Raw genomic sequence first — 23,702 nt, 5'->3', positions numbered from 1 at the left:
GGTGCGTTCGACCCGAAAGCCCGCTGACACAGGGGTTAGCGAAGAACATCGCATGTTTGGCGGACCAGCTCGGCTCCGCTGTTCGAGGAGGTAGGAGAAACGGTGTCTCGAAAGACAAGGGCGGCAGCGGCAGCCGGTGTCGCTGTCGTGCTGGGCCTGACCACCGCCGCGTGCGGTGGTGGCTCGGACAGCGACGACAAGGGCAGCAGCAGCTCGGGCGGCAAGGCCGCATACAACGCCGCGATCACCGACGTCGTCAACCCGTCGACGACCAAGGGCGGCACCCTCAACCTGTGGACCTCGCAGGATGCGGACTCGTGGGACCCGGCGCGTGGCTACTACGCGTTCGTCTGGAACCTGAACCGCCTCTACACCCGCAAGCTGGTCGAGTACGCGGCCGTCCCGGGCAAGGCCGGCCTCGAGCTGCAGGCCGACCTCGCCGAGGCCCTGCCGACCATCAGCGACGACAAGCTGACCTACACCTTCAAGCTGCGCAGCGGCCTGAAGTGGGACGACGGCGCCCCGATCACGTCGAAGGACGTCAAGTACGGCATCGAGCGGGTCTGGGCCGCGGACGCCATCAACGGCGGTCCGGTCTACCTGCCGGGTCTGCTGGACCAGGGCCAGAACTACCCCGGCCCGTACAAGGACACCGACCCCGAGAAGCTGGGTCTGAAGTCGGTCACCACGCCGGACGACTCGACCATCGAGTTCAAGCTGCAGAAGCCCTCCTCGGACTTCATCTACCTGCTGGCGATGCCCGGCTCCGGCCCGGTGCCGCAGAAGCGGGACACCGGCGCGCAGTACGGCTCGGCGCCCGCCGCGTCCGGCCCGTACATGTTCAAAGAGGGCGGCATCCAGCCCGGCAAGAGCGTCGCGTGGGTCCGTAACCCGAACTGGGACCAGGCCACCGACCCGATCCGTAAGGCCCTGCCGGACGCGATCAACCTGACCATCACCACCAACGCCGACGACCTCGACAGCCGGCTCATCTCCGGCACCGCGGACCTCGACGTCGGTCAGACCGGTGTGCAGGCCGCGGCCCGTACCAAGGTCCTCACCGACCCGAACCTGAAGGCGAACGCCGACACCCCGACCACCGGCTTCCTCCGGTACGCGGGTCTCGCGACCTCGGTGGCGCCGCTCGACAACATCGAGTGCCGCAAGGCGGTCATCTACGCCGCCGACCCGACCACGCTGCAGTCCGCGCGTGGTGGCCCGATCGCGGGTGGCGACATCGGCACCAGCATGCTGCCGCCGAACATCGCCGGCTCGGACGCCAAGTACGACCCGTTCAACCGCCTGCAGGGCAAGTCGCAGCCGGAGGAGGCCAAGAAGGCCCTCGCCGCCTGTGGCAAGCCGAACGGCTTCGACACGATCATCGCGGTTCGCAACAACCGTGAGGCCGAGGTCAAGACCGCCGAGGCCCTCCAGGCCGCGCTGAAGGTGTCCGGCATCAACGCCAAGATCGAGCAGTACGACGGCGCCCAGCAGCCGTCCATCACCGGTGCGCCCGACAACGTGAAGAAGAAGGGCTACGGCATCATCATCGGCGGTTGGGGTGCTGACTACCCGACCGGTTCCGGTTACATGCAGCCGCTCGCCGACAGCCGGTTCATCCCGGACAACGGCAACTACAACCTGGCTGAGATCAAGGACCCGGCGATCGACAAGCTGTTCGACGACGCCGCCGCCGAGACCGACGCGACCAAGGCCGCCGACATCTACAGCCAGATCAACCACAAGATCATGGAGGGCGCGTACTACCTGCCGTTCGTGGTCGACAAGGCGCTCAACTACCGCAACCCGCGGCTGACGAACGTCTACATCCACGACGCGTTCGGCATGGTCGACTTCCAGGCCGTCGGCGTCAGCGACGGCAAGTAAGCCTCGGCAAACAGCCCTAGCGGCAACGGGTAATTCGAAGGGTTGGTGAAGGCCGCCCGCGGCGGGCGGGTATCGGTTCGCAAGACCGGTACCCGCCCGTCCTTCGGCCGAACGACGTGCTGGCTTACATCATTCGACGGGTTATCAACGCCGTCATCACGCTGTTGGTGGTCACGCTCGTGACCTTCGGGATCTTCTTCGGCGTCCCGAAGATCACCGGTAGCGACCCCGCTCTGCTCTACATCGGCAAGACTGCCGACGCGGCGTCGATCGAGGGCATCCGTACGAAGATGGGTCTCGCCGACCCGATCCTGGTGCAGTACGGCAAGTTCCTGAAGGGCCTGGTCGTCGGCCGGGACTACGCGAACGGGCCGGACGTCACGCACTGCCCCGCGCCCTGCCTCGGATACTCGTTCAAGACCGACCAGGAAGTCACGCCGCTGCTGCTGAGCGACCTGCCGGTCACGCTCTCGCTGGCGATCGGCGCGGCCGTCCTCTGGCTCATCATGGGCATCTCGACGGGCGTCATCTCGGCGCTCCGAAGAGGTACCTTCGTCGATCGGGCGGTGATGACGGGAGCCCTGGCCGGCGTCTCACTGCCCATCTACTTCACCGGCCTGCTGTCCTCGGCGATCTTCGTGTACTGGCTGGGCTGGCTGCCACAGGGCCAGTACGTGCCGTTCACCGAGAGTCCCGCCGACTGGTTCGTGCAGATGCTGCTGCCCTGGATCACGCTGGCGTTCCTCTTCGCGGCCACCTACGCCCGCCTCACCCGGGCGAACATGCTCGAGACGCTGGGCGAGGACTACATCCGTACGGCCCGGGCCAAGGGCCTCAAGGAGCGGACCGTCATCGGCAAGCACGGCCTGCGCTCCGGCCTCACCCCGATCGTCACGGTCTTCGGCCTCGACCTGGGCGCGCTGCTCGGCGGCGCGGTCCTCACCGAGACCGTCTTCAACCTGCGCGGCCTCGGATATCAGGCGCTCACCGCGATCCGCGGCAACGACCTGCCGATCATCCTCGGCGTGACCCTGATCGCCGCGTTCTTCATCGTCTTCGCCAACCTGCTCGTGGACCTCGTCTACGGCGTCATCGACCCGCGCGTGCGGCTGAGCTGAGGGAGAGGAACATGTCCGTCAACTCGGCCATCGAACGTCCGTTCCTCGAGGTCAAGGACCTCACCGTCCGCTTCGAGACGGACGACGGCATCGTCCAGGCCGTCTCCGGCTCCAACTTCTCGCTCAAGGCCGGCCAGACGCTCGGCATCGTGGGCGAGTCCGGCTCCGGCAAGAGCGTGACCTCGCTCGCCGTGCTGGGTCTGCACCGCACCCGCAGCAACGCGAAGGTCAGCGGCGAGATCTGGCTGGACGACCAGGAGCTGGTCACCGCCACCGACGAGCAGGTCCGCGAGCTCCGCGGCGGCAAGATGGCGATGATCTTCCAGGACCCGCTGAGCGCGATGCACCCGTACTTCACGGTCGGGTCGCAGATCGTCGAGGCGTACCGGGTGCACCACCCCGGGGTCAGCAAGAAGGCCGCCCGCGAGCGCGCCATCGACATGCTGGCGCGGGTCGGCATCCCGCAGCCGGAGCGGCGTTTCCACGACTACGCCCACCAGTTCTCCGGCGGTATGCGTCAGCGCGCGATGATCGCGATGGCGCTGGTGAACGACCCCAAGCTGCTGATCGCCGACGAGCCGACCACGGCCCTCGACGTGACGGTGCAGGCGCAGATCCTGGACCTGATCCGGGACCTCCAGGAGGAGTTCGGCTCGGCCGTCATCATGATCACCCACGACCTGGGTGTGGTGGCCGAGCTCGCCGACGAGGTGCTGGTCATGTACGGCGGCAAGGTGATCGAGCGGGGCCCGGCGGTTGATCTGTTCCAGCGGCCGCAGCACCCGTACACCTGGGGTCTTCTCGGAAGCATGCCCCGCCTCGACCGTGAGGTGCGCGACCGGCTCAACCCGGTCAAGGGCTCGCCGCCCAGCCTGATCAACCTGCCGGACGGGTGCGCGTTCCACCCGCGCTGCCCCTACGCGGGCCGCAACGGCGACCGTTCCTTCAAAGAGGTGCCGGTCCTCAGCGGCGGGACCCACGGGGTCGCCTGCCACCTGCCGCCCGACCTGCGCACGAAGATCTTCCAGGAAGAAGTCCTTCCGAACCTCTGAGCGGGGAGTAATAGAACGATGAGCGAGAACCTGCTCGAGGCGACCGGGGTGCAGAAGCACTTCCCGATCACGAAGGGTCTGTTCAAGCGTCAGGTCGGCGCCGTGCGCGCCGTCGACGGCATCGACCTGGAGGTCCGCTCCGGCGAGACGCTGGGTCTGGTCGGCGAGTCCGGCTGCGGCAAGTCGACGCTGGGCCGGCTCTTCACCCGGATCCTGGAGCCGACCGGTGGCAAGATCGTCTTCGAGGGTGAGGACATCACCCACAAGTCGGTCACCCAGATGCGGCCGCTGCGCCGCGACGTCCAGATGATCTTCCAGGACCCGTACTCGTCGCTGAACCCGCGGCACACGGTCGGCTCGATCATCTCGGCGCCGCTGCAGATCCAGAACATCCCGACCCCGCAGGGCCTCAAGAAGGCCGTGCAGGAGCTGCTGGAGCTCGTCGGCCTGAACCCGGAGCACTACAACCGGTACCCGCACGAGTTCTCCGGCGGTCAGCGTCAGCGCATCGGCATCGCCCGGGCGCTGGCCCTCAAGCCGAAGCTGATCGTCGCGGACGAGCCGGTGTCGGCCCTCGACGTGTCGATCCAGGCCCAGGTCGTGAACCTGCTGGAGGACCTGCAGAACGAGTTCGACCTGACCTACGTCTTCATCGCGCACGACCTCTCGGTGGTCAGGCACATCTCCGATCGGGTCGCCGTGATGTACCTCGGCAAGGTCGTCGAGATCGCGGATCGGGACGAGCTCTACAAGAACCCGCGTCATCCGTACACGGTCGCCCTCATGTCGGCGGTCCCGGTGCCCGACCCGGTCCGGCGTGATCGCGCGCAGCGCGAGCGCGTGCTGCTCACCGGCGACGTGCCGAGCCCGATCAACCCGCCGTCCGGCTGCCGTTTCCGCACCCGTTGCTGGAAGGCGCAGGACATCTGCGCGACGGAGGAGCCGCCGCTGGTGACGCGGCTCGACGACCCGCAGTCGCACCTCACGGCGTGCCACTTCCCGGTGGTCTCCGACGAGATCGTGGCGGGTCGCCGGCCGGCTGCCACGCCTGCTTGATCGTCAGCCTCACCTCGCCGCGGGTTCCCTACGACCAGGGGATCCGCGGCGAGCTGTAGTAGCGCACGCCCTGCCTGGTCCATCGTGGACCGTAGGTGCCGAGCCGCCTCCGGAACGAATCCCAGTCGGATCGCGGTGACCAGCCGAGCTCGGCGATCGCGACGAGCCGCGGGAACGCCAGGAATTCGATGTCGCCCAGATCCCGCAGCGTCTCCGACCAGAGCGGCGCTTCAACCCCCAAGACCCTTTCTTCGGGTACGTGGGGAAGCAGGCGCCCGGGATCCCAGGAGTACGCGTCGTCCACCTCCGTCGTTCCAGCCCAGTGCAGCCCTCCCGGGGTGAGGAGGTCGTACTGCATGTCGAGGTAGGTTTTGTCGGCGGGCGACAGGATGAATCTCCCTGCGTGCTCGGGGAGATCGACTTCGCGGTTCCAGTACTGGACGACGGTGCCCGGCTCGCCGGCCGCGGCGATCTCCTGCCAGCCGATCGGGATCTTCCCGTACTTCCGCACCAGCGGCAGGACCCGCTTCTGGAACGTCAGGTAGTCGGCGTGCGGTGTCGAGTGCGCCTCGTCGCCGCCGATGTGCAGGTAGGGCCCCGGCGTCATGGCGGCCAGCTCCCGGATGACGTCCTCGGCGAACCGGTAGGTGACCTCCTTGCCGGCGCAGAGCGAGCTGTAGCCCACCCGGATGTCGATCCGCGGACGCGGCGCCACGCCGTCGCAGGTCAGCTCGGGGTAGGCGACCTGGGCCGCGTTCACGTGCCCCGGCATGTCGATCTCCGGGACGATCGTGACGTTGCGCTCGGCGGCGAAGGCCGTGATGTCGCGGTAGTCGGCCTCGGTGAGGTAGCCGCCGCCGATGCCCCGTACCCCGGTGCCCTCCGCGCCGCCGACCTCGGTGAGCCGGGGCCAGCCGTCGATCCGGATCCGCCAGCCCTGGTCGTCGGAGAGGTGCAGGTGCAGATGATTGATCTTGAAGCGGCTGATCTGGTCGATGTAGCGCTTCACCTCGTCCGGCGTGTGGAAGTGGCGGGCCAGGTCGAGCATGGCGCCGCGGTAGGCGAAGCGCGGCCGGTCCTCGATCAGGCCGCCCGGGACGGTCCACTGTCGGTTCTGGACCGTGCTGCTCTCGATCTCGGGTGGCAGGAGCTGGCGGAGGGTCTGCACGCCGTTGACGAGGCCGGCGGTGGTGCTGGCGCGCAGGTCGATGACTTCCTCGGTGATCTCGAGCCGGTAGGCCTCGCTGTCCACGGGCTCGCCGAGACCGATCCTGATCGTGTTGGTGTCCGTGGTGGTGGATATCGGGAGCGGGAAGCCGGTCGCGGGCCTCCATGCGGCGGCGAGCAGGTCGGCCACCGGCAGCGCCCCGGCGCCCGCGGCGATCGTCGTGGCCTCGTTCAGGCGGAACCGGGCACTCGTCGGCGTCGCCGAGGCGACCGCCGGGAGCACGCTGGTCAGCGAGATCGGCAGCGGCTCGGGGCCCGGTCCGGCGTCGGCCGCCGTGGCGGCCAGCGGAAGGGCCAGGAACGCGGCAACGGCCAGGTGGGTGACTCGCACCCGCCTGACCGTAGCCGTGCCGATCTAGTTGGCCGGCGGTTCGCCGGTGTTGCGGTTGATGACCGTCCCGCAGTTGTTCGCGACGTCCTGGAAGTAGATGTAGCAGTACTTGCCGTCGTTCAGCTCGTTCTTGCCGCCGGGGCCGTCGTCCCCGCCGTCCAGCCAGTAGCCGGTGTAGAGCTTGTCCCGGCCGTACTCGCCCCAGAGCCAGGCGTTCGGGCCGTCGCCCCGGAGCACGTCGTCGCCGTCTTGGCCGTGGGCGCTGCCGAATCCGATCAGGGTGTCGTCGAACTGCGAGCCGTAGACGCTCTCGGTGTTCACCACGGCGGACTTGCCGGCCTCGGCGACGACCGGGCCACCCACGTTCCAGTAGTAGACGACGTCGCCGTCGCCGGCGCCCCCGTCGACGTGGTCGTTCCAGACCTCGCCCCGATCGGCGGACGGGCCGGAGCCCTCGTTCGGGTAGAGCTGGTCGTCGTCCGGGCCACCGGCGAGGCGGTCGGCGCCGGCACCCCCGATGAGGGTGTCGCGGTCACCGTTCCCGATCAGGATGTCGTTGCCCGGCCCGCCGGTCAGGTGATCGCTTCCGCTTCCGCCTTCGAGCCCTTCGACATCGGTGGAGACGACGTCGCCGGCGCTGTTCACCTTGCCGTCGTTGCTGAGGATCAGGCCGTCCGTCCAGGCCGCGTAGCTCGCCAGGTCCGTTCCGGCGCCGCCGACGAAGAGGTCCGCGTCGTCACCGGGGACGCGCTGCTGGGTGAACGTGTCGTTGCCGGCGTCGCCGTACTCCTTGTCGTTGCCGCTCGCGCCGATCAGGTTGTCCCGGCCGTCGCCGCCGCGGAGCGTGTCGTTGCCGGTGTTGCCGTTCAGGGTGTCGTCGCCGGTGCCGCCGTACAGGGTGTCGTCGCCGTTCCACCCGTCCAGCCGGTCGTTGCCGGACTGGCCGTCGAGGTGGTCGTTGCCGTTGCCGCCCTGCAGCCTGTCGTTCCCGGAGCCGCCGTAGATCTTCAGGCCGGCGCCGCCGCCCTGGATGACGTCGTTGCCGGCGTCGCCGTAGAGCCGGTCGGCGCCGCGGGGGTCGAGGATGGTGTCGTTGCCGTCGCCACCGTGGACCCGGTCGTTGCCGGCGTAGCCGAGCAGGCGGTCGTTGCCGCGGCCACCCCAGACGACGTCGTTGCCGGTCCAGCCGTGTACGTGGTCGTCGCCGTCGTCGCCGTACAGGGTGTTGGTGCCGGTCTGGCCCTCGATCCGGTCGTTGCCGGAGCCACCCCAGACCTTGTCGTTGCCGTCGCCGGCCTGGATCGCGTCGTTGCCGGATCCGCCGTCGATGCTGTCGTGACCGCCGACGCCCCAGATCTTGTCGTTGCCGGAGTCGCCGACCAGCCGGTCGTTGCCGGACCCGCCGGTGATCCGGTCGTTGCCCGAGCCGCCGTAGACCTTCAGCGGGGTGCTCGTCGCGCTGCTGAAGTTGTCGTTCTTGTCGCCCAGGTACGCGGTGAGCAGCGTCGGTGTCTTCTTCGTGGTGCAGCGGACCCTGGTCTTGTCGCCCTTGACCTGCTTGCACCCCTTACCCGCCTTGAGGGTGACGCGGTCGTCGATCGTGATGGTCCGGCCGGAGCGGGTGATCTTCAGGTAGTTGGCCTTGCCGGACCCGGCCTTCAGCGTGACCTTCGTGCCGGAGGCGGTGGCCGTGCCGGTGCTCGCCGCGAAGGCGGGCGCGCCGACGGCGCCGACCGCGATCGTGGTGAAGAGGGCGACGCCGATGCGCGTCAGCCATTGCGTACGTGACATGTGATCTCCCCGTGTGGTCGAGCCGGTCAGTCGAGCTCGCAGTAGAACTTCCCGGATTGGTGCTCTCCCCGGCAGAGATCGATGCCGTCACCGCCGTCGAGGATGAACGACCCGTAGAGGCGGTCGTTGGCGCCGCCCCCGGAGATGTCGTCGAGGCCGTAGGTGCCGCGCAACACGTTGGGGTCGTAGTTGCCCTTGATCGCGTCGCCGCCCCGGCCGCCGGTCAGGTCCTCGACGTCCGCCGAGATCGTGTCCTTCTCGTAGGAGACGAACCGGTAGCCGGTGTCCGGCTCGTCCGCGTTCGGGTACCAGTTGGACGCGCCGTCGTCGCCGGTCCGCCCGTCGTTGCTGATGTAGAGGTTCTCGGTCCGCTTCTCGTAGGTGACCAGGTCCTGGCCGGCGCCGCCGACGAAGAGGTCCGAGTCGGTGCCGATGCGCACGTTCTGGTCGAACGTGTCGTTGCCGGTGCCGCCGTACTCCCTGTCGTTGCCGCGGTCGCCGACGAGCCGGTCGTTGCCGGCCTCGCCGTAGAGCCCGTCGTCGCCGGCGCCGCCGTCGAGGTGGTCGTTGCCGTCGGCGGCGTAGAGCAGGTCGTTGCCGTCGTTGCCGAAGAGGCGGTCGTTGCCGCTGCCGCCCCACAGCTTGTCGTTGCCGGTGCCCGCGACGAGCCGGTCGTGGCCCGCGCCGCCGTCGAGGGAGTCGTTACCGGAGTCGGCGTTCAAAGTGTCGTTGCCGTCGCCGCCGACGACCCGGTCGTCGCCGGAGCCGCCGCTGAGGGTGTCGTTGCCGGAACCGCCGTAGACCTTGTCGTTGCCGGTCTGGGCGCCGATCCGGTCGTTACCCGAGCCGCCGTCGACGATGTCGTGGCCGGAGCCGCCGTCGAGGCTGTCGTGGCCGGCGCCGCCCCAGATCCGGTCGTTGCCGGAGTCGCCGACGAGCCGGTCGTTGCCGCTGCCGCCGGTGATCCGGTCGTTGCCGGGGCCGGCCGAGACGGTGGTCCTGATGCTCGTCCTGTTGACCAGGGTGTCGTTGCCGTCGTACAGGTAGGCGGCGACCTCGGCCGGGTTCTTCTTCGTGGTGCAGCGGACCTTGGTCCGGTCGCCCTTGACGGCCTTGCAGCCCTTACCCGGCTTGATCTTGACGCGGTCGTCGATGGTGACCGTGCGGCCGGAGCGGGTGATCGTGACGCTGTTGCCGCGCTCGACCGCCGCCTTGAAGGTGATCCTGCTGCCGGACACCGAGGCGGTGCCGGTGCTCGCGGCGAGCGCCGGAGCGCCAACGGCGCCGACCGCGACCGTGGTGAAGAGGACGACGCCTGCACGCGTCAGCCGCTGTGGACGAGACAAAGAATTCTCCCCGTGGATCGAAGTGTGGAGGGGCGGGCGTCAGCTCTCGGATACCTGACGGCACCCGGTGGCCGTGTCGCCCGGGAACAGGACGCAGAAGCTGCCGTCTTTCAGCACATCCGGGTCGTCGTCGTCGCCGCCGTTGAGGGTGGCGTAGCCCTGGAGCTGGTCGGCGCCGTCGTCGCCGAAGAGAGTCATGTAACCGAAGCCGGCGTCCTCCGCCAGGGACAGGCGGTCGTCTCCGCCGCCGCCGTGGATCTCGCTGCCGTTCCAGTAGTCGTTCGTCCGGCCGACCAGCACGTCGTCGTAGCGCGACCCGTCGATGCTGTTCACACCGGTGACGTGATCGCCTTCGCCCTTCTGGCCGTCCTGGCCGTACCCGTTCTCCGGGTCGACCGTGACCGGGCCGTCGGCGTACTCGTAGGAGACGTAGGAGGAGATGCCATATCCGTCGTTGCCGACGATGACGTCGGCGCCGACCGGCCGGGGCGTGCTCGACGCGGTGTCGTAGTCGCCGTAGAAGGCATTGTGGCCGATGCCGGCCTCGAGCCGGTCGTTGCCCGGGCCGCCGACCAGCCGGTTCCGGGTGACCATATCGCCATCGCGGTATTCGCCCTCGTCCCCGGGGCCGCCGCCGTCGATCAGGTCGTCGCCGGCGCCACCGTAGAGCCGGTCACTGCCCGCGCTGCCGAAGAGGCGGTCGTCGTTCGGCCCGCCGGTGATGGTGTCGTCGCCGCGGCCGCCGACCAGGCCCTCGACGTCGGTGGCGATGGTGTCGTGCTCCACCGGTGCCCAGGCCTTGCCGTTCCAGCCGAGCGCGCCGTCGTTGCGGGCGACGCCGTCGTTGCTCAACGCGAGAGGAGCCTGCCGCCCGACGTAGCTGACCTCGTCCGTGCCGGCGTTCCCGGCGAGCAGGTCGGCGTCGGTCCCGGTGACGTGAATCTGCTGGAACCGGTCGTCGCCCGCGCCGCCGTACTCCCGGTCGTCGCCACGGTCACCGGTCAGGGTGTCGTTCCCGTTGTCGCCGTAGAGGGTGTCGTTGCCGGCACCGCCGTCGAGCAGGTCGTTGTGGTCGCCGCCGTAGAGTCTGTCGTGGCCGTCGTTGGCGTAGAGGCGGTCGTTGCCGGTGCTGCCGTAAAGCTTGTCGTTGCCGGCGCCGCCGAGGATGCGGTCGTTGCCGGTGCCGCCGTCGAGGCTGTCGTCGCCGGCGTCGCCGTTGATGGTGTCGTTGCCGGCGTAGCCGACGATCCGGTCGTTGCCGGTGCCGCCGGTCAGGGTTTCGTGGCCGCTGCCGCCGTGGATGGAATCGTTGCCGTCCTCGCCGGCCAGGGTGTTGGTGCCGGTGCTGCCGTAGATCTTGTCGTGGCCGGATCCGCCCTTGACGCGGTCGTTGCCAGTGCCGCCGTCGAGGCTGTCGTCGCCGGCGGCGCCCCAGATCTGGTCGTTGCCGGAGTCGCCGACGAGGCGGTCCGCGGCCGAACCGCCGGTGATCCGGTCGTCGCCGCTGCCGCCGTACGCATAGATCTTGATGTTGGTCTTGTTGGCGAGGGCGTCGTTCCGGTCGCCGAGCGAAACCTTGAGCGAGGTCGGATTCTTCTTGGTGGTGCAGCGGACCTTGGTCTTGTCACCCTTGACGGGCTTGCACCCCTTGCCGGCCTTGACGGCGACCCGGTCGTTGATCGTGATGGTGCGGCCGGAACGGGTCAGGCCGATCGAGTTGGCCTGACCGGAACCCGCCTTGAACGTGACGATGGTGCCGGAGACCGAGGCGGTGCCGGTCGTCGCGGCGAAGGCCGGCGCTCCCACGGCCCCGGCCGCGATCGTGGTCAGGAGGATGACACCGATCCGCGCTATTGATTTCCCCACATCGATTGAGATGCCGGGAAACGCTCTTCAGTTGTGTGACCTGGATCACCCCTCGGGGCGGTTGAGCAGAGCCACCGCTATCGAGTGCACGGCGTCCAGGCCCGCCGGGTCGGCGAGAGGCGCCTTCCCGCCGGTCACGGCGTACCACTCGTCGGCGTCCTTGTACTGCACGCGCAGCACCACGTCGCCGCCGGCCATCTCGGTGCGCAGCGTCAGGTCGCCGGTCACGACGCCGACCTCGTCGGTCATGACGCCGCCCGGGCCGGGCACGATGTCGGTGGTGCGAGAGGCTGTTTCCTCTGACATCAGCAGGTCTCCAGCATGTCGGTGAGAGCCTCCTTCTCCTTCTCGGTGACGGTCAGCTCCCAGTAGCTCTTCACGGTTACCCAGTCGACGGCGTACTCGCACCAGTTGTCCCGGGCCGGCGGCTTCCAGGTCGACGGGTCCTGGTCGCCCTTCGACCGGTTCGAGGTGGCCGACACGGCGAGCAGCTGCGGCCGGTCCAGGTCGTTGGCGAAGTCGCCGCGCTTGTCGTCGTCCCACTTCGCGGCCCCGGAACGCCAGGCGTTCGCGAGCGGGACCGTGTGGTCGATGTCCACCTTGGTCGGCGAGTCGAGGGTCTTGTCGTCGTAGAGGCTGTGCCAGGTGCCGGCCACGACGTTGCAGCCGGAGAGCTTCACCTTCTCGCCGTCGCGCTCCAGCACCGAGTCGCGGACGTCGCAGTTCGAGCCGGTGTCCCGCCAGTGCGGGAACTTCTCCCGGGAGTAGCCGCGCATGCTGGCGGCCTTGGCGATGGTGAGGGCGTCGAGCTCGGTGCGGGCCTGATCGGCGTTCTGCACCGGAGTGGACGAACCCGGGTCGCCGGCGTCGACGACTTCACAACCGGTGAGAGCGAGGGTGGCGGTCAGAACCAGGGGGGCGATGAAACGTGGCACACCGCCAGCCTAGGTGCGGAACCCGCGTGCCGCCCGGCGGGCGGCACGCGGGGGAGTGAGTGACTACCGCGCGCGGTTGACCGCGCTGGTCACCGCTTTGATGGACGCGCTCACGATGTTGGCGTCGATCCCGACACCCCAGTAGGACTGGTCGCCGACCTGCACCTCGACGTAGGCGGCGGCCTGCGCGTCGCCACCCGAGGTGAGCGCGTGCTCCTGGTAGTCCAGGACCCGGGCGCTGATCCCCAGCGGCTCGACGGCCTGCACGAACGCGGCGATCGGGCCGTTGCCGACACCGGCCAGCGGGCGGCGCACGCCACGGTGGAAGACCTCGACGTCGATCTCGACCTTGCCGTCGACCGTCGCGGTGCTGTAGTTCTCCACCGTGAACGCCGGAGTGGACTGGTGCTCCACCAGGTATTCGCCGGCGAAGATGTCCCACATCTGCTGCGGGCCGACCTCGCCGCCCTCCTCGTCGGTGTGGTGCTGCACGACGCCGGAGAACTCGATCTGCAGCCGGCGCGGCAGGTCGAGCTTGTGCTCCTCCTTCATGATGTACGCCACCCCGCCCTTGCCGGACTGCGAGTTGACCCGGATGACCGCCTCGTAGGTGCGGCCCACGTCCTTCGGGTCGATCGGCAGGTAGGGCACGCCCCACGTGAAGGAGTCGATCTCGACGCCGGCCGCGTCGGCGTCGGCCTGGAGAGCCGTGAAGCCCTTCTTGATCGCGTCCTGGTGCGAGCCGGAGAACGCGGTGTAGACCAGGTCGCCCGCGTACGGATGGCGCTCGTGCACCGGGAGCTGGTTGCAGTACTCGACGGTCCGCTTGATCTCGTCGATGTTGGCGAAGTCCACCTGCGGGTCGATGCCCTGGGAGAACAGGTTCAGCCCCAGGGTGACCAGGTCGACGTTGCCGGTGCGCTCGCCGTTGCCGAACAGGCAGCCCTCGATCCGGTCGGCGCCGGCCAGCAGGCCCAGCTCGGCGGCGGCCACCGCGGTGCCGCGGTCGTTGTGCGGGTGCAGGCTCAGCACCACGCTGTCGCGCCGGGGCAGGTTGCGGTGCATCCACTCGATGGAGTCGGCGTAGACGTTCGGCGTCGCCATCTCGACGGTGGCCGGCAGGTTGATGATCAGCGGCCGGTCCGGGGTCGGGTCGATCACGTCGATCACCGCGGAGCAGATCTCCAGCGCGTAGTCCAGCTCGGTTCCGGTGTAGGACTCCGGCGAGTATTCGTAGAAGATCTCGGTGTCCGGCGTGTGGATCTCGGCGTACTTCTGGCAGAGCCGGGCGCCGGTCGTCGCGATGTCGGTGATGCCGTCCTTGTCCAGGCCGAACACCACGCGCCGCTGCAGCGTCGAGGTCGAGTTGTAGAAGTGCACGATGGCGCGCTTGGCGCCGCGGATCGACTCGAAGGTCCGGTCGATCAGGTGCTCCCGGCACTGCACCAGCACCTGGATGGTGACGTCGTCCGGGATCAGGTCCTGCTCGATGAGCTGGCGTACGAAGTCGTAGTCGGTCTGGCTGGCCGCCGGGAAGCCGACCTCGATCTCCTTGTACCCCATCTTCACCAGCAGCATGAACATGCGCTTCTTGCGTTCCGGGGACATCGGGTCGATCAGCGCCTGGTTGCCGTCGCGCAGGTCGACCGCGCACCAGCGGGGGGCGGTCTCGACCACGCGGGACGGCCACTGGCGGTCGGTCAGCGGGACGCTGAACTGTTTCTGGTATGCCTCGTAGCGCTGGAAGGGCATGGCGCTCGGACGCTGGGTCTTGAAGGCATCGGACATGTGACTGCTCCAGTCAGGACGAAGACGAGCAGGCGGCGCGCGTCACCTCCGCGACGAGGTGCCGGCCTGGAATGGGGCCTCGTCGCGGCAGCGAAGAAGAAGGCTCACCTGCCACATGTCGCCACCGACGTTACGTGATCTGTTTCGAGAGGGCTAATGGAACGACCGGATCGTGGGAAGTGTGACTCAACCCTGCGCCGAGGGTTGCACGGCCGGCGGGGCGTCCATCGTCAGTGGGGCCGCGTTCACGACCGGGCCGGGGAGCTGGACGGTGGCCGGGGCGGCGACCTGCTTCACGAACTTCAGCACCCCGAAGTTCACCCGGGCCGCGGTCAGCAGCCCGTCCGCCGCGTAGCAGTAGATGCCGACGTCGACCGGGGCGTCGAGGGAGGCCGAGACCGAGTCGACCGAGTAGCAGGAGCCCTGCGCGCCCTCCAGCGGGCGGACCGCGGAGACGGCGAGCGCCTCGTGCCGGTCGGTGAACGCGGGCAGCCACTGCCGGAACAGGCGCTGCACCTTCGGGTCGTACCGGCCGGGGACCTTGTCGCCCTTCTCGGCGACCACGACGCAGGAGGCGTTCAGGCCGAGCGAGCACTGGTGCAGCCCGGCGGCGGTCCGCACGATCGCGACGTCGGTCGTCCCGGCCCGCGCGCCGCGCGGGATGTCGACCCGCCAGGTGCCGTCGTTCGCCACCATCGCGATGACGTTGCGCGGCTGGCCGTCGCCGACCTCCCAGGTGTAGAGCGCGGCGTAGCGCCGGTCCAGGGCGAGGGCGGCCAGGCCGGCCAGCGCGTCGCCGGCATCCGTGCCGGGGCCCTGGCTCGCGGCCGGCCGGGACGCCGACGGGCTGGGCGCCGCCTCCGGCTCGTCGCCGGAGCAGCCCGCGGTCAGGCCCAGCGCCAGCAGCGTGACGATAAACGCGAAACGGCGCATCGGGTCATTCTGGCCGGACGCGAGCGGCAGGCCGCGCCAGGGGATCGGCGTGTCGCGCAGACGGTGGCCGGAATCTGGGATCGCATGTCGAGCAGCCGTGGCCCCGCGGCTAGGGTGGTCAGGACTGCCCTGGAAGGAATGGTTTTGCCGTGGCTCTAGTCGTGCAGAAGTACGGTGGCTCCTCGGTCGCGACGGCCGAGCGCATCAAGCGCGTTGCCGAGCGCATCGTGGCCGCTCGCAAGGCCGGCGACGACGTCGTCGTCGTGGTCTCCGCGATGGGTGACACCACCGACGAGCTCGTCGACCTGGCGAACCAGGTGAGCCCCCTGCCGCCGGGCCGCGAGATGGACATGCTGCTCACCGCGGGCGAGCGGATCTCGATGGCGCTGCTCGCCATGGCGATCCACAACCTGGGGTACGAAGCGCGGTCCTACACCGGCTCGCAGGCCGGCGTGCTGACCACCTCGACGCACGGCAAGGCCCGGATCATCGACGTGACGCCCGGCCGGCTCCGGACCGCGCTCGACGAGGGCGCCATCGCGATCGTCGCCGGCTTCCAGGGCGTCTCGCAGGACACCAAGGACATCACCACCCTGGGCCGCGGTGGCTCGGACACCACGGCGGTGGCCCTGGCCGCGGCCCTGCACGCCGACGTCTGCGAGATCTACACCGACGTGGACGGCGTCTTCACGGCCGACCCGCGCATCGTGCCGAACGCCAAACACATCAAGCAGATCACGTACGAGGAGATGCTCGAGCTGGCGGCCGGCGGGGCAAAGGTGCTGATGTTGCGATGCGTGGAGTACGCGCGCCGTTTCAAGGTGCCGATCCACGTACGCTCGTCGTACTCGAACAAAGAAGGCACGCTCGTCACCGGATCGATGGAGGACCCTGACGTGGAGCAAGCATTGATCACCGGGGTCGCGCACGAGCGCAGCGATGCCAAGATCACGATCGTCGGCGTGCCGGACGAGCCGGGCGCGGCCGGCCGGATCTTCGAGACGGTCGCCCAGGCCGAGATCAACATCGACATGATCGTGCAGAACGTGTCGACCGAGGGCACCGGCCGCACCGACATCTCGTTCACCCTGCCGAAGGCCGACGGCCAGAGCGCCATGACCGCCCTTGACAAGATCAAGGACCAGATCAAGTTCAAGAGCCTGCTCTTCGACGACCACGTCGGCAAGGTCTCGCTGATCGGCGCCGGCATGCGCTCGCACCCGGGCGTCGCGGCCGAGTTCTTCGCCTGCATCGGCGCCGCCGGCGTCAACATCGAGATGATCTCCACCTCGGAGATCCGGGTCTCGGTCGTCTGCCGTGACACCGACCTCGACACCGCGGTGCGCGCCGTCCACGACCAGTTCGACCTTGGTGGGTCCGAGGAGGCCGTCGTCTACGCGGGCACCGGCCGGTAAGCCGGCCGATGGCGAAGCCCACGCTCGCCGTCGTCGGAGCCACCGGCTCCGTCGGTTCCGTCATGCTCGAGCTGCTCTCGTCCCGGCGCAACGTCTGGGGCGAGATCCGGCTGCTCGCGTCGGCCCGGTCCGCCGGCAAGGTGCTCACCTGCCGGGGCGAAGACCTCGGCGTACGGGAACTGACCGCCGACTCCTTCGACGGCGTCGACGTGGCGATGTTCGACGTCCCCGACGCCGTGTCGGCGCAGTGGGCGCCCATCGCGGCGGCTAGGGGCGTCACCGTCGTCGACAACTCGTCCGCCTTCCGGATGGAGGCGGACGTGCCGCTCGTGGTGCCCGAGGTGAACCGTGAGGTCCTCCCGTACCGCCCTCGCGGCATCGTGTCGAGCGCCAACTGCACCACCGCTGCGATGATCATGGCGGTCGCGCCGCTGCACCACGAGTTCGGCCTGCGCGAACTCGTCCTGGCGTCCTACCAGTCCGCGTCCGGCGCCGGACAGTACGGCGTGGACACCCTGCACGACCAGCTCACCAAGGTGGCCGGCGACCGGCTGCTCGGCTCCCGCCCGGGCAACGTCCGGCAGGCGGTCGGCGACGATCTGGGCCCGTTCCCGGCGCCGCTCGCGCTCAACGTGGTGCCCTGGTCCGGTGATCTCGCGGCGTCCGGATGGTCCTCCGAGGAGCTGAAGCTCCGCAACGAGTCCCGCAAGATCCTCGGGCTGCCCGCGTTGAAGGTCTCGGCCACATGCGTACGCGTCCCGGTCGTCACCGGCCACTCGATCGCCGTGCACGCGGTCTTCGCGGCCGAGGTGACCGCCGACGCGGCCCGTCAGGTGCTGCGCAACGCGCCCGGCGTCATCGTGGTCGACGACCCCGAATCCGGCGAGTTCCCGATGCCGATCGACGCGGTCGGCACCGACCCGTCCTGGGTGGGCCGGATCCGCCGCGCCATGGACGACCCGCGAGCCCTCTCCTTCTTCGTAACCGGCGACAACATGCGCAAGGGCGCCGCCCTCAATACAGTCCAGATAGCCGAACTCCTGGCCGCCGAGCTCGAAAAGACAGCCGACAAGTAACCCGCCCTCGGCCCAGCGCGCGCCCCGCCCGCCCACCGCGCCCGCCCACCCTCGATCTTGTGAATCCCCGCAGGCCCGTTCCCGCAGAACTCCACAAGATCGCCGAGCTGCTGGCCGCCGAGCCCACCGCCCTCTAGCCGCGCTGCCCAGTGCAGCGCCCTCCGCGTGCCGCGCTGCCCAGCGCCGAGCCCTCCCATCCGCGATCTTGTGAATCTGTGCAGGACCGTTCCTGCAGAGATTCACAAGATCGCCGAATGGCCAGCCGCCAAGCTCACGCCCAGCCGCGATCTTGTGGATTCGCGCAGTGCCGTTGCCGCGGTAATCCACAAGATCGCCGAAGTTTCGGCCGCCGAGCTCGCCGCCCTCTAGCCGCGCTGCCCAGCGCCGTGCCCTTCCAGCGCCGCGCTGCCCAGCGCCGAGCCGTTCTAGCCGCGATCTTGTGAATCTGTGCAGGACCGTTCCTGCAGAGACTCACAAGATTGCCGAATGGCTGGCCGCCAAGCTCACGCCCAGCCGCGATCTTGTGATTCTGTGCAGGAACGGTCCAGCAGGGATTCACAAGATCGCGGGAGCTGGGAGCTGGGAGCTGGGAGCTGGGAGCTGAGGGCTGAGGGCTGGGAACTGGCGGCTGAGGGCTGCGAGTTGGGAGCGGGGAGCCGGGAGCTGCGCGCCGGGAGGGATGGGGCTCAGGCGACCGCGTCGAGGTCGGCTCTGGTCAGCAGGGCACGCAGGGTGATGCCCTCGGCGGCCAGTGCGGCCGCTCCGCCCTCCTGGCGGTCGATCACGCAGACCGCGTGGTCCACGTGCGCGCCGAGGCGTCGCAGGTCGTTCGTGGAGAGGACGACCTGGCCGCCCGACGTCACCACGTCCTCGACGATCAGGACGCGCCGGCCGGCCACTTCGGCGCCCTCGGCGAGGCGAGCGGTGCCGTACTGCTTGGCCTGTTTGCGGACGAAGGCGGTGGGCAGCTTGGCGTGCCGGGCCAGGGCTGTGACGACCGCGATGCCGCCCATCTCCAGGCCGGCGAGGACCTCGGTGCCCTCCGGGATCAGCACGGCCAGCTGTTCGGCCAGCTTGTCGAGGAGCACCGGGTCGGCCTCGAACTGGTACTTGTCGAAGTATTCGGTCGCGGTGCGGCCGGAGCGCAGGGTGAATTCGCCGGTCAGCCGGCTCACGCCGCGAACCTGCCGGGCAAGGTCGGAGTCAGTCACAAGGACTCAGCTTGTCACATCACGTTTCCAGCACGACCGTCACCCGTAGGCGTACTCGCTTGCCGCAATACCGCAAAGTATGTCCTTTTGGGGTACTTTTCGCCTAATTAGTGGCTTGTGCCCGGAAGGAAAGTTCTGTGACACCCTTCGCGATGCTCTTCCTGCTCGCCCTCGCCGGTTCCTCGTGCTTCGCGCTGGGCCGTGCCCTCGGCCGTGGCGAACGATACGAGCGCGGCTACCGCGAGGGCTTCCGCGACGGCGAGACCGGCTCCCTGGCGCGCGCGACCCGTCTCATGCAGCTCGGCGACCGGCCCTCGGTGGCGCCCGCGGTCGAGCAGATGATCGGTCCCTACGCGGTGCCGCAGCAGGTGGCCCCCCGCGGCATGCCGGTCCGCCCGCAGCTGGCCCTTTAGAAGATCTTTTCAGGGGTACGAGGGACGACGCCGTCCCCGCCGCACCGGGAACGAACCCGGTGCGGCGGGAGCGGCGTCGTTCCCGCGTACGCCGAAGGAAGCGCAAGAAATGCGGAAGGCCCGGCCACCGCGAGCGGTGAACCGGGCCTACCAGCAACTACGTGGTCGGGGTGGCGGGATTTGAACCCACGGCCTCTTCGTCCCGAACGAAGCGCGCTACCAAGCTGCGCCACACCCCGAGCTGCGAGAGAAATACTATCCGACTCTCCCGCATCCGCGAAAACGGGTACCCCCTCTTCGCAAAACCGCAGGTCAGCGCGGGATGAGCGTGAGCAGGGAGGCCTCCGGGCGGCAGGAGAAGCGGATCGGGGCGGTGGGGTGCGTGCCCAATCCGGCCGAGACGTGCAGCCAGGAGTCCGAGCCGGGCCAGCGGTGCAGGCCCTTCGCCATCGAGTGCGGCAGGTCGCAGTTCGTGGTGAGCGCGCCGTAGAACGGGACGCAGACCTGGCCGCCGTGGGTGTGACCGGCGAGGAGCAGGTCGAAGCCGTCGGCCGCCATGGCGTCGAGGACCCGGGAGGCGGGGGTGTGCGTGACGCCGAGGTGCAGGTCGGCGCCGGAGCTGATCGGGCCGGCCACCGAGGCGTAGTCGTCCTGCTCGATGTGGGGGTCGTCGACGCCGGCCAGCTCGATCGAGCGGCCGCCCGCCTTCAGCACCGTGCGCGCGTTGTTCAGGTCGGCCCAGCCGGCGTCCACGAGCGCGGCCCGCAGGTCCTCGGTGGGCAGGTCGTTGCCCTGCACGTATTCGCGCTCGCCGGGCAGCACGTAGCGCAGCGGGTTCTTGAAGACCGGGCCCTTGTAGTCGTTCGAGCCGAAGACGAACGCGCCCGGCAGGTCGAGGAACGGCTCCAGGGCGCGCAGCACGCCCGGCACCGCGTGCGGCGAGGACAGGTTGTCACCGGTGTTGATCACCAGGTCGGGGTCGGTGCCGATCAGCGCGGCCACGAAGTCCTGCTTGCGCCGCTGGTCCGGCATCATGTGCAGGTCGGAGATGTGCAGGATGCGCAGCGGCTCGGCATCCGGCTCGAGCACCGGCACGTCGAACCGGCGCAGCGTGAAGAGGTTGCGCTCGATGAGGGAGGCATAGGCGAACGTCGCGCCGCCGGCGGCGGTCAGCGCGGCTGCGGCGGTGATAAAGGAGCGCTTACGCATGACGGCAAGGGTAGTTTCTCCGTCCATGGGAACGCTGAAAGACCGCCTGACCGATGACCTGCACACCGCCATGAAGGCCCGCGACGAGCTGACCACCTCCACGCTGCGGATGGCGCTGTCCGCCGTGCGCACCGCCGAGGTGGCCGGCGACGAGGCCCGCGACCTCTCCGACGACGAGGTGCTGGCGGTGCTCACCAAGGAGGCGAAGAAGCGCCGCGAGGCCGCTGCCGCCTTCTCCGGGGCGGGCCGCGCCGACCAGGCGGCGAAGGAGACCGCCGAGGGCGAGGTGCTCGACCGCTACCTGCCGAAGCAGCTCACCGACGCGGAGATCGCCGAGATCGTGGCGGAGGCGCTGGCGGCCGGCGGGTTCACCGGCAAGGCGCAGATGGGACCGGCCATGAAGGCGGCCCAGGCGGCCGTGGCGGGCCGCGCCGAGGGCGGCCGGGTGGCTGCCGAGGTCCGGCGCCTGCTCGCCTGAGAGGCGAAATGGAACGGGCGGGAGATCATCGCGATCTCCCGCCCGTTTCTCATGCCCTGCCGGTCAGTTGCCGGGGCCGTCGTTGTCGCCCGGCCGATCCGGTTCCTCGCCGTCCTCCGGCTTCTCCGGCTTGTCCTGCTTGCCGTTGCTGATCTCGAGGACGACGACGCCGCCCTTGATCGTCCGGCCGGACGGGTTGGTGCCCGCCACGGTGCCGGCCGGGCACTTCGAGTCGACCGTCGAGCCGGTCGAGACCGAGAAGCCCTGGCCCTCCAGCCGGTCGCGGGCCGCGCCGACCGAGTCACAGGTCACGTCGGCGATCGAGCGCTGGTCGCCGTACGCGATCTTCGTGCTCGACGGCTTCTTGAACTGGACCTTCGGCTTGCCCTTCATGAAGTTCGCGACCGTGTACTGCACCGCCGGGTTGATGATCGGGTGCGACATGTGGTCCTTGTGGTCCGGGTAGTCCGGGTTGACCATGTAGCCCGCCACCACGATCGAGGTGGTGCCGACGATCAGCGACGCGGTCTTGTCGGCGTCGGTGGTGCCGGACTTGCCGAACACCGGGTGGCCGACGATGCCCTTGGTCGGGCCGGCGGTCGCGCCGTTGCAGGCGCCCATCTGCGCCGAGTCGCCGACCGGGCAGCGAGCCGCGTCGAGGGCGGCCCGGGCCACGTCCTTCGTGGTGGCGCGGATGCAGTGCGGCTTGCCGACGTCGATCTTCTCGCCGTCCTTGGTGGTGATCTGCTCGACCGGGGTCGGTTCGCAGTACATGCCGTCACCGGCCAGCGTGGCGTAGGCGTTCGCCATGTCGAGCGGCGTGGACGCGGTCACACCGAGGGAGAAGGCGCCCCACTGCTCGACGCCGCCCTCCTTGGTCGTCATGCGCGCGTCGTTCGGCTCGCGGAACTGCACGCCGAAGCGCTTGGCGACGGCCACCACCTTGTCGGTGCCGACCCGCTCCTGGAGCGGGATGAAGTACGTGTTGATCGACTTCGCGAAGGCGGACCACATCGTGTAGACGCCGGCGCCGCCGCCACCCGAGTTCTTCGGGCAGTAGAAGTGGGTGCCCTTGCAGGCCGCGGACGAGCCGCGCTGCACGATGTAACCCGACTTGTACTGCTTCTCCGCCTTGATCGTGGTGCCGAGCGGGAGACCCGCCTCCAGGCCCGCGATGATCGGGAAGATCTTGAACACCGAGCCGGCCTGGTAGCCGGTGATGTCGCCGCCGCCGGTCAGCAGCGGGTTGGTGGTGTTCGGGTAGGTGCCGCGGATCTTCTTGGCCGCCTTCTTCGGGTCCGAGGAGATCTTGTTCTGCGGGTTGTCCGGGTCGTCGAGCTTGTACTTCCGGTTCGTCGCGAGCAGCCGCACCTTGCCGGTGCCGGGCTGGATGCCGGCCAGCAGCAGGGCGTTCTTGTTGTTGTCCGACTGCCGCTCGGTGATCTCCTTGCGCGCGCCGGCCTGGCCCTTGAGGTCGAGCGTGGTGACGACGCGGTAGCCACCGCTCTTCAGCCGGCGCTCACGGTCGTACTCGGTCGCGCCGAAGGCCTCCTGGCCCAGCCACCAGCGGTAGAAGTAGTCGCAGAAGAAGCCCCAGTTGTTCTTGGCGACCCAGGCGCAGCCGTTGCCGACCGGCTTGACCTTGGTGGGGATCTTCTCCTTCTTCGCCTTGTCGGCGTCGGCCTGCGTGATCATCCCGAGCGTGACCATGCCGGGGATGATGTAGTTGTCGCGGCGGTCGAGGATCTGCTCGTGGCCCGACGGGAGGGTCGGGTTGAAGCTGCTCGGCGCCTTCACCATGCCGGCGAGCATTGCGGACTCGGCGATCGACAGGTCCTTCGGCTTCTTGTTGAAGTAGACCTGGCTCGCGGCGAAGACGCCGTAGGCCTGGTTGCCGAAGGGCGCGATGTTGAGGTAGCGCTCGAGGATCTGCTCCTTGGTGAGCTGCTTCTCCACCTGGAGCGCGTATTTCATCTCGGTGACCTTGCGCTTCGGGCTGTCCTTCGTCGCGTCGATCACCTCCTGCGGGTTCGTCGCCGAGTAGGCCAGCGACATGCGCACGTACTGCATGGTGAGGGTCGACGCGCCCTGCTGGGCGCCGCCCTGACTGTTGCCCACGAATGCCCGGGCGACGCCCTTGAGGTCGACGCCGTTGTGCTCGTAGAACTTCCGGTCCTCGGCAGCGAGGATCGCGTTCTGCATGTTCTTGGAGATGTCCTTCAGCGGAACGTCGCTGCGGAACTCGTCGTAGAACTGCGAGATCTGGGTGCGCCCGTCGGACGCGTAGATCCGGGTGATCTGCGGTGAACTGAAGTCCTTGAGCTCACTGGGCAGGTTCGCGAAGCCCTGACCGCCGGCTTTGGCGGCCAGTCCGGTCATCGCCGCGGCCGGGAAAGCGGCGGCGGCCACGACCACGCCGGCCAGCAGGCCGCATATCAACAGCGAGGTCGCGTTCGTGAAGATGTTGTGATCGCGTCTGCGAAGCCAGGAGGTCACCCGAGCAGGGTACGCGAACAGTGCACGCGACCGCCCGGCGAGAAGGCCCCTCTCGCCCGATATGAGTGTGACCC

The 23,702-nt window shown here is 69.0% G+C and carries 19 protein-coding genes and 1 tRNA gene; 8 read left to right on the top strand and 12 right to left on the bottom strand.

Features of this window, described 5'->3' with window-relative positions:
* Positions 1–102 precede the first annotated feature (102 nt).
* The 4 genes from AB0G10_RS23470 (at position 103) to AB0G10_RS23455 (ending at position 5,113) form a co-directional block, all read left to right on the top strand.
* On the top strand, positions 103–1,887 hold the full coding sequence (locus AB0G10_RS23470) for an ABC transporter substrate-binding protein (protein ID WP_360925407.1): 1,785 nt from the start codon (positions 103–105) through the stop codon (positions 1,885–1,887).
* A 116-nt stretch (positions 1,888–2,003) separates the two neighbouring features.
* The gene (locus tag AB0G10_RS23465; protein ID WP_360925404.1) at positions 2,004–3,005 is read left to right on the top strand and encodes an ABC transporter permease; all 1,002 of its coding nucleotides are present in this window, start codon (positions 2,004–2,006) and stop codon (positions 3,003–3,005) included.
* An 11-nt stretch (positions 3,006–3,016) separates the two neighbouring features.
* Positions 3,017–4,057 carry an ABC transporter ATP-binding protein gene (locus AB0G10_RS23460; protein ID WP_360925401.1) on the top strand — a complete coding sequence of 347 codons (1,041 nt, stop codon included), beginning with the start codon at positions 3,017–3,019 and terminating at the stop codon, positions 4,055–4,057.
* A gap of 18 nt (positions 4,058–4,075) precedes the next feature.
* Positions 4,076–5,113 (top strand): dipeptide ABC transporter ATP-binding protein, encoded by a 1,038-nt coding sequence (locus AB0G10_RS23455; protein WP_360925398.1) that lies wholly within the window; start codon positions 4,076–4,078, stop codon positions 5,111–5,113.
* Positions 5,114–5,141: 28 nt separating this feature from the next.
* On the opposite strand, the gene AB0G10_RS23450 is transcribed toward AB0G10_RS23455, so the two are convergent.
* The 8 genes from AB0G10_RS23450 to AB0G10_RS23415 all read right to left on the bottom strand — a co-directional run bounded on the left by AB0G10_RS23450 (position 5,142) and on the right by AB0G10_RS23415 (position 15,330).
* Complete coding sequence (locus AB0G10_RS23450) at positions 5,142–6,671, bottom strand: beta-N-acetylhexosaminidase (RefSeq protein ID WP_360925395.1); 1,530 nt, start codon at positions 6,669–6,671, stop codon at positions 5,142–5,144.
* Between the two features lie 24 nt (positions 6,672–6,695).
* Complete coding sequence (locus tag AB0G10_RS23445; RefSeq protein WP_360925392.1) at positions 6,696–8,462, bottom strand: calcium-binding protein; 1,767 nt, start codon at positions 8,460–8,462, stop codon at positions 6,696–6,698.
* Positions 8,463–8,488: 26 nt separating this feature from the next.
* Positions 8,489–9,808: a calcium-binding protein gene (locus tag AB0G10_RS23440; RefSeq protein ID WP_360925389.1), complete on the bottom strand. Its 1,320-nt coding sequence runs from the start codon at positions 9,806–9,808 to the stop codon at positions 8,489–8,491.
* A gap of 39 nt (positions 9,809–9,847) precedes the next feature.
* A complete protein-coding gene (locus tag AB0G10_RS23435; RefSeq protein ID WP_360925386.1) occupies positions 9,848–11,674 on the bottom strand; it encodes a calcium-binding protein in 1,827 nt (608 codons plus the stop codon).
* A 45-nt stretch (positions 11,675–11,719) separates the two neighbouring features.
* Positions 11,720–12,043, bottom strand: coding sequence for a hypothetical protein (locus AB0G10_RS23430; RefSeq protein WP_360926436.1), 324 nt, complete (start codon positions 12,041–12,043; stop codon positions 11,720–11,722).
* On the bottom strand, positions 11,980–12,609 hold the full coding sequence (locus AB0G10_RS23425) for an HNH endonuclease family protein (RefSeq protein WP_360925383.1): 630 nt from the start codon (positions 12,607–12,609) through the stop codon (positions 11,980–11,982). Before AB0G10_RS23425 ends, AB0G10_RS23430 begins: the two co-directional genes overlap by 64 nt.
* A gap of 63 nt (positions 12,610–12,672) precedes the next feature.
* Positions 12,673–14,397 (bottom strand): 2-isopropylmalate synthase, encoded by a 1,725-nt coding sequence (leuA, locus tag AB0G10_RS23420; protein ID WP_360925380.1) that lies wholly within the window; start codon positions 14,395–14,397, stop codon positions 12,673–12,675.
* Positions 14,398–14,583: 186 nt separating this feature from the next.
* The gene (locus AB0G10_RS23415; protein WP_360925377.1) at positions 14,584–15,330 is read right to left on the bottom strand and encodes a hypothetical protein; all 747 of its coding nucleotides are present in this window, start codon (positions 15,328–15,330) and stop codon (positions 14,584–14,586) included.
* A gap of 149 nt (positions 15,331–15,479) precedes the next feature.
* On the opposite strand from AB0G10_RS23415, the gene AB0G10_RS23410 reads away from it, so the two are divergent.
* Both AB0G10_RS23410 and AB0G10_RS23405 read left to right on the top strand, forming a co-directional pair.
* Positions 15,480–16,745: an aspartate kinase gene (locus AB0G10_RS23410; protein WP_360925374.1), complete on the top strand. Its 1,266-nt coding sequence runs from the start codon at positions 15,480–15,482 to the stop codon at positions 16,743–16,745.
* Positions 16,746–16,753: 8 nt separating this feature from the next.
* On the top strand, positions 16,754–17,821 hold the full coding sequence (locus tag AB0G10_RS23405) for an aspartate-semialdehyde dehydrogenase (protein ID WP_360925371.1): 1,068 nt from the start codon (positions 16,754–16,756) through the stop codon (positions 17,819–17,821).
* 686 nt (positions 17,822–18,507) lie between these two features.
* Here the strand turns inward: AB0G10_RS23405 and pyrE are convergent.
* The gene (gene pyrE, locus AB0G10_RS23400) at positions 18,508–19,032 is read right to left on the bottom strand and encodes an orotate phosphoribosyltransferase (RefSeq protein ID WP_360925368.1); all 525 of its coding nucleotides are present in this window, start codon (positions 19,030–19,032) and stop codon (positions 18,508–18,510) included.
* Between the two features lie 137 nt (positions 19,033–19,169).
* On the opposite strand from pyrE, the gene AB0G10_RS23395 reads away from it, so the two are divergent.
* Positions 19,170–19,445 (top strand): hypothetical protein, encoded by a 276-nt coding sequence (locus AB0G10_RS23395; RefSeq protein ID WP_360925365.1) that lies wholly within the window; start codon positions 19,170–19,172, stop codon positions 19,443–19,445.
* A 162-nt stretch (positions 19,446–19,607) separates the two neighbouring features.
* Here the strand turns inward: AB0G10_RS23395 and AB0G10_RS23390 are convergent.
* Positions 19,608–19,684, bottom strand: a tRNA-Pro gene (locus tag AB0G10_RS23390).
* A gap of 73 nt (positions 19,685–19,757) precedes the next feature.
* The gene (locus tag AB0G10_RS23385) at positions 19,758–20,654 is read right to left on the bottom strand and encodes a metallophosphoesterase (protein ID WP_360925362.1); all 897 of its coding nucleotides are present in this window, start codon (positions 20,652–20,654) and stop codon (positions 19,758–19,760) included.
* 25 nt (positions 20,655–20,679) lie between these two features.
* Here AB0G10_RS23385 and AB0G10_RS23380 point away from each other — a divergent pair, with 25 nt between their 5' ends.
* Complete coding sequence (locus tag AB0G10_RS23380; RefSeq protein WP_360925359.1) at positions 20,680–21,132, top strand: GatB/YqeY domain-containing protein; 453 nt, start codon at positions 20,680–20,682, stop codon at positions 21,130–21,132.
* Between the two features lie 63 nt (positions 21,133–21,195).
* Here the strand turns inward: AB0G10_RS23380 and AB0G10_RS23375 are convergent, their stop codons facing one another.
* Positions 21,196–23,628: a transglycosylase domain-containing protein gene (locus AB0G10_RS23375; RefSeq protein WP_360925356.1), complete on the bottom strand. Its 2,433-nt coding sequence runs from the start codon at positions 23,626–23,628 to the stop codon at positions 21,196–21,198.
* Positions 23,629–23,702 lie beyond the last annotated feature (74 nt).

Origin of the sequence: Actinoplanes sp. NPDC023714, from assembly GCF_040639855.1 — a bacterium.
Taxonomy (GTDB): domain Bacteria; phylum Actinomycetota; class Actinomycetes; order Mycobacteriales; family Micromonosporaceae; genus Actinoplanes.
This window is presented reverse-complemented; position numbering and strand designations above follow the sequence as displayed.

Coding starts and splice junctions, on each gene's coding strand:
- AB0G10_RS23460 (WP_360925401.1), top strand. CDS start 3,017: ATGTCCGTCAACTCGGCCATCGAACGTCCGTTCCTCGAGGTCAAGGAC.
- AB0G10_RS23445 (WP_360925392.1), bottom strand. CDS start 8,462: ATGTCACGTACGCAATGGCTGACGCGCATCGGCGTCGCCCTCTTCACC.
- AB0G10_RS23455 (WP_360925398.1), top strand. CDS start 4,076: ATGAGCGAGAACCTGCTCGAGGCGACCGGGGTGCAGAAGCACTTCCCG.
- AB0G10_RS23405 (WP_360925371.1), top strand. CDS start 16,754: ATGGCGAAGCCCACGCTCGCCGTCGTCGGAGCCACCGGCTCCGTCGGT.
- leuA (WP_360925380.1), bottom strand. CDS start 14,397: ATGTCCGATGCCTTCAAGACCCAGCGTCCGAGCGCCATGCCCTTCCAG.
- AB0G10_RS23385 (WP_360925362.1), bottom strand. CDS start 20,654: ATGCGTAAGCGCTCCTTTATCACCGCCGCAGCCGCGCTGACCGCCGCC.
- AB0G10_RS23415 (WP_360925377.1), bottom strand. CDS start 15,330: ATGCGCCGTTTCGCGTTTATCGTCACGCTGCTGGCGCTGGGCCTGACC.
- AB0G10_RS23380 (WP_360925359.1), top strand. CDS start 20,680: ATGGGAACGCTGAAAGACCGCCTGACCGATGACCTGCACACCGCCATG.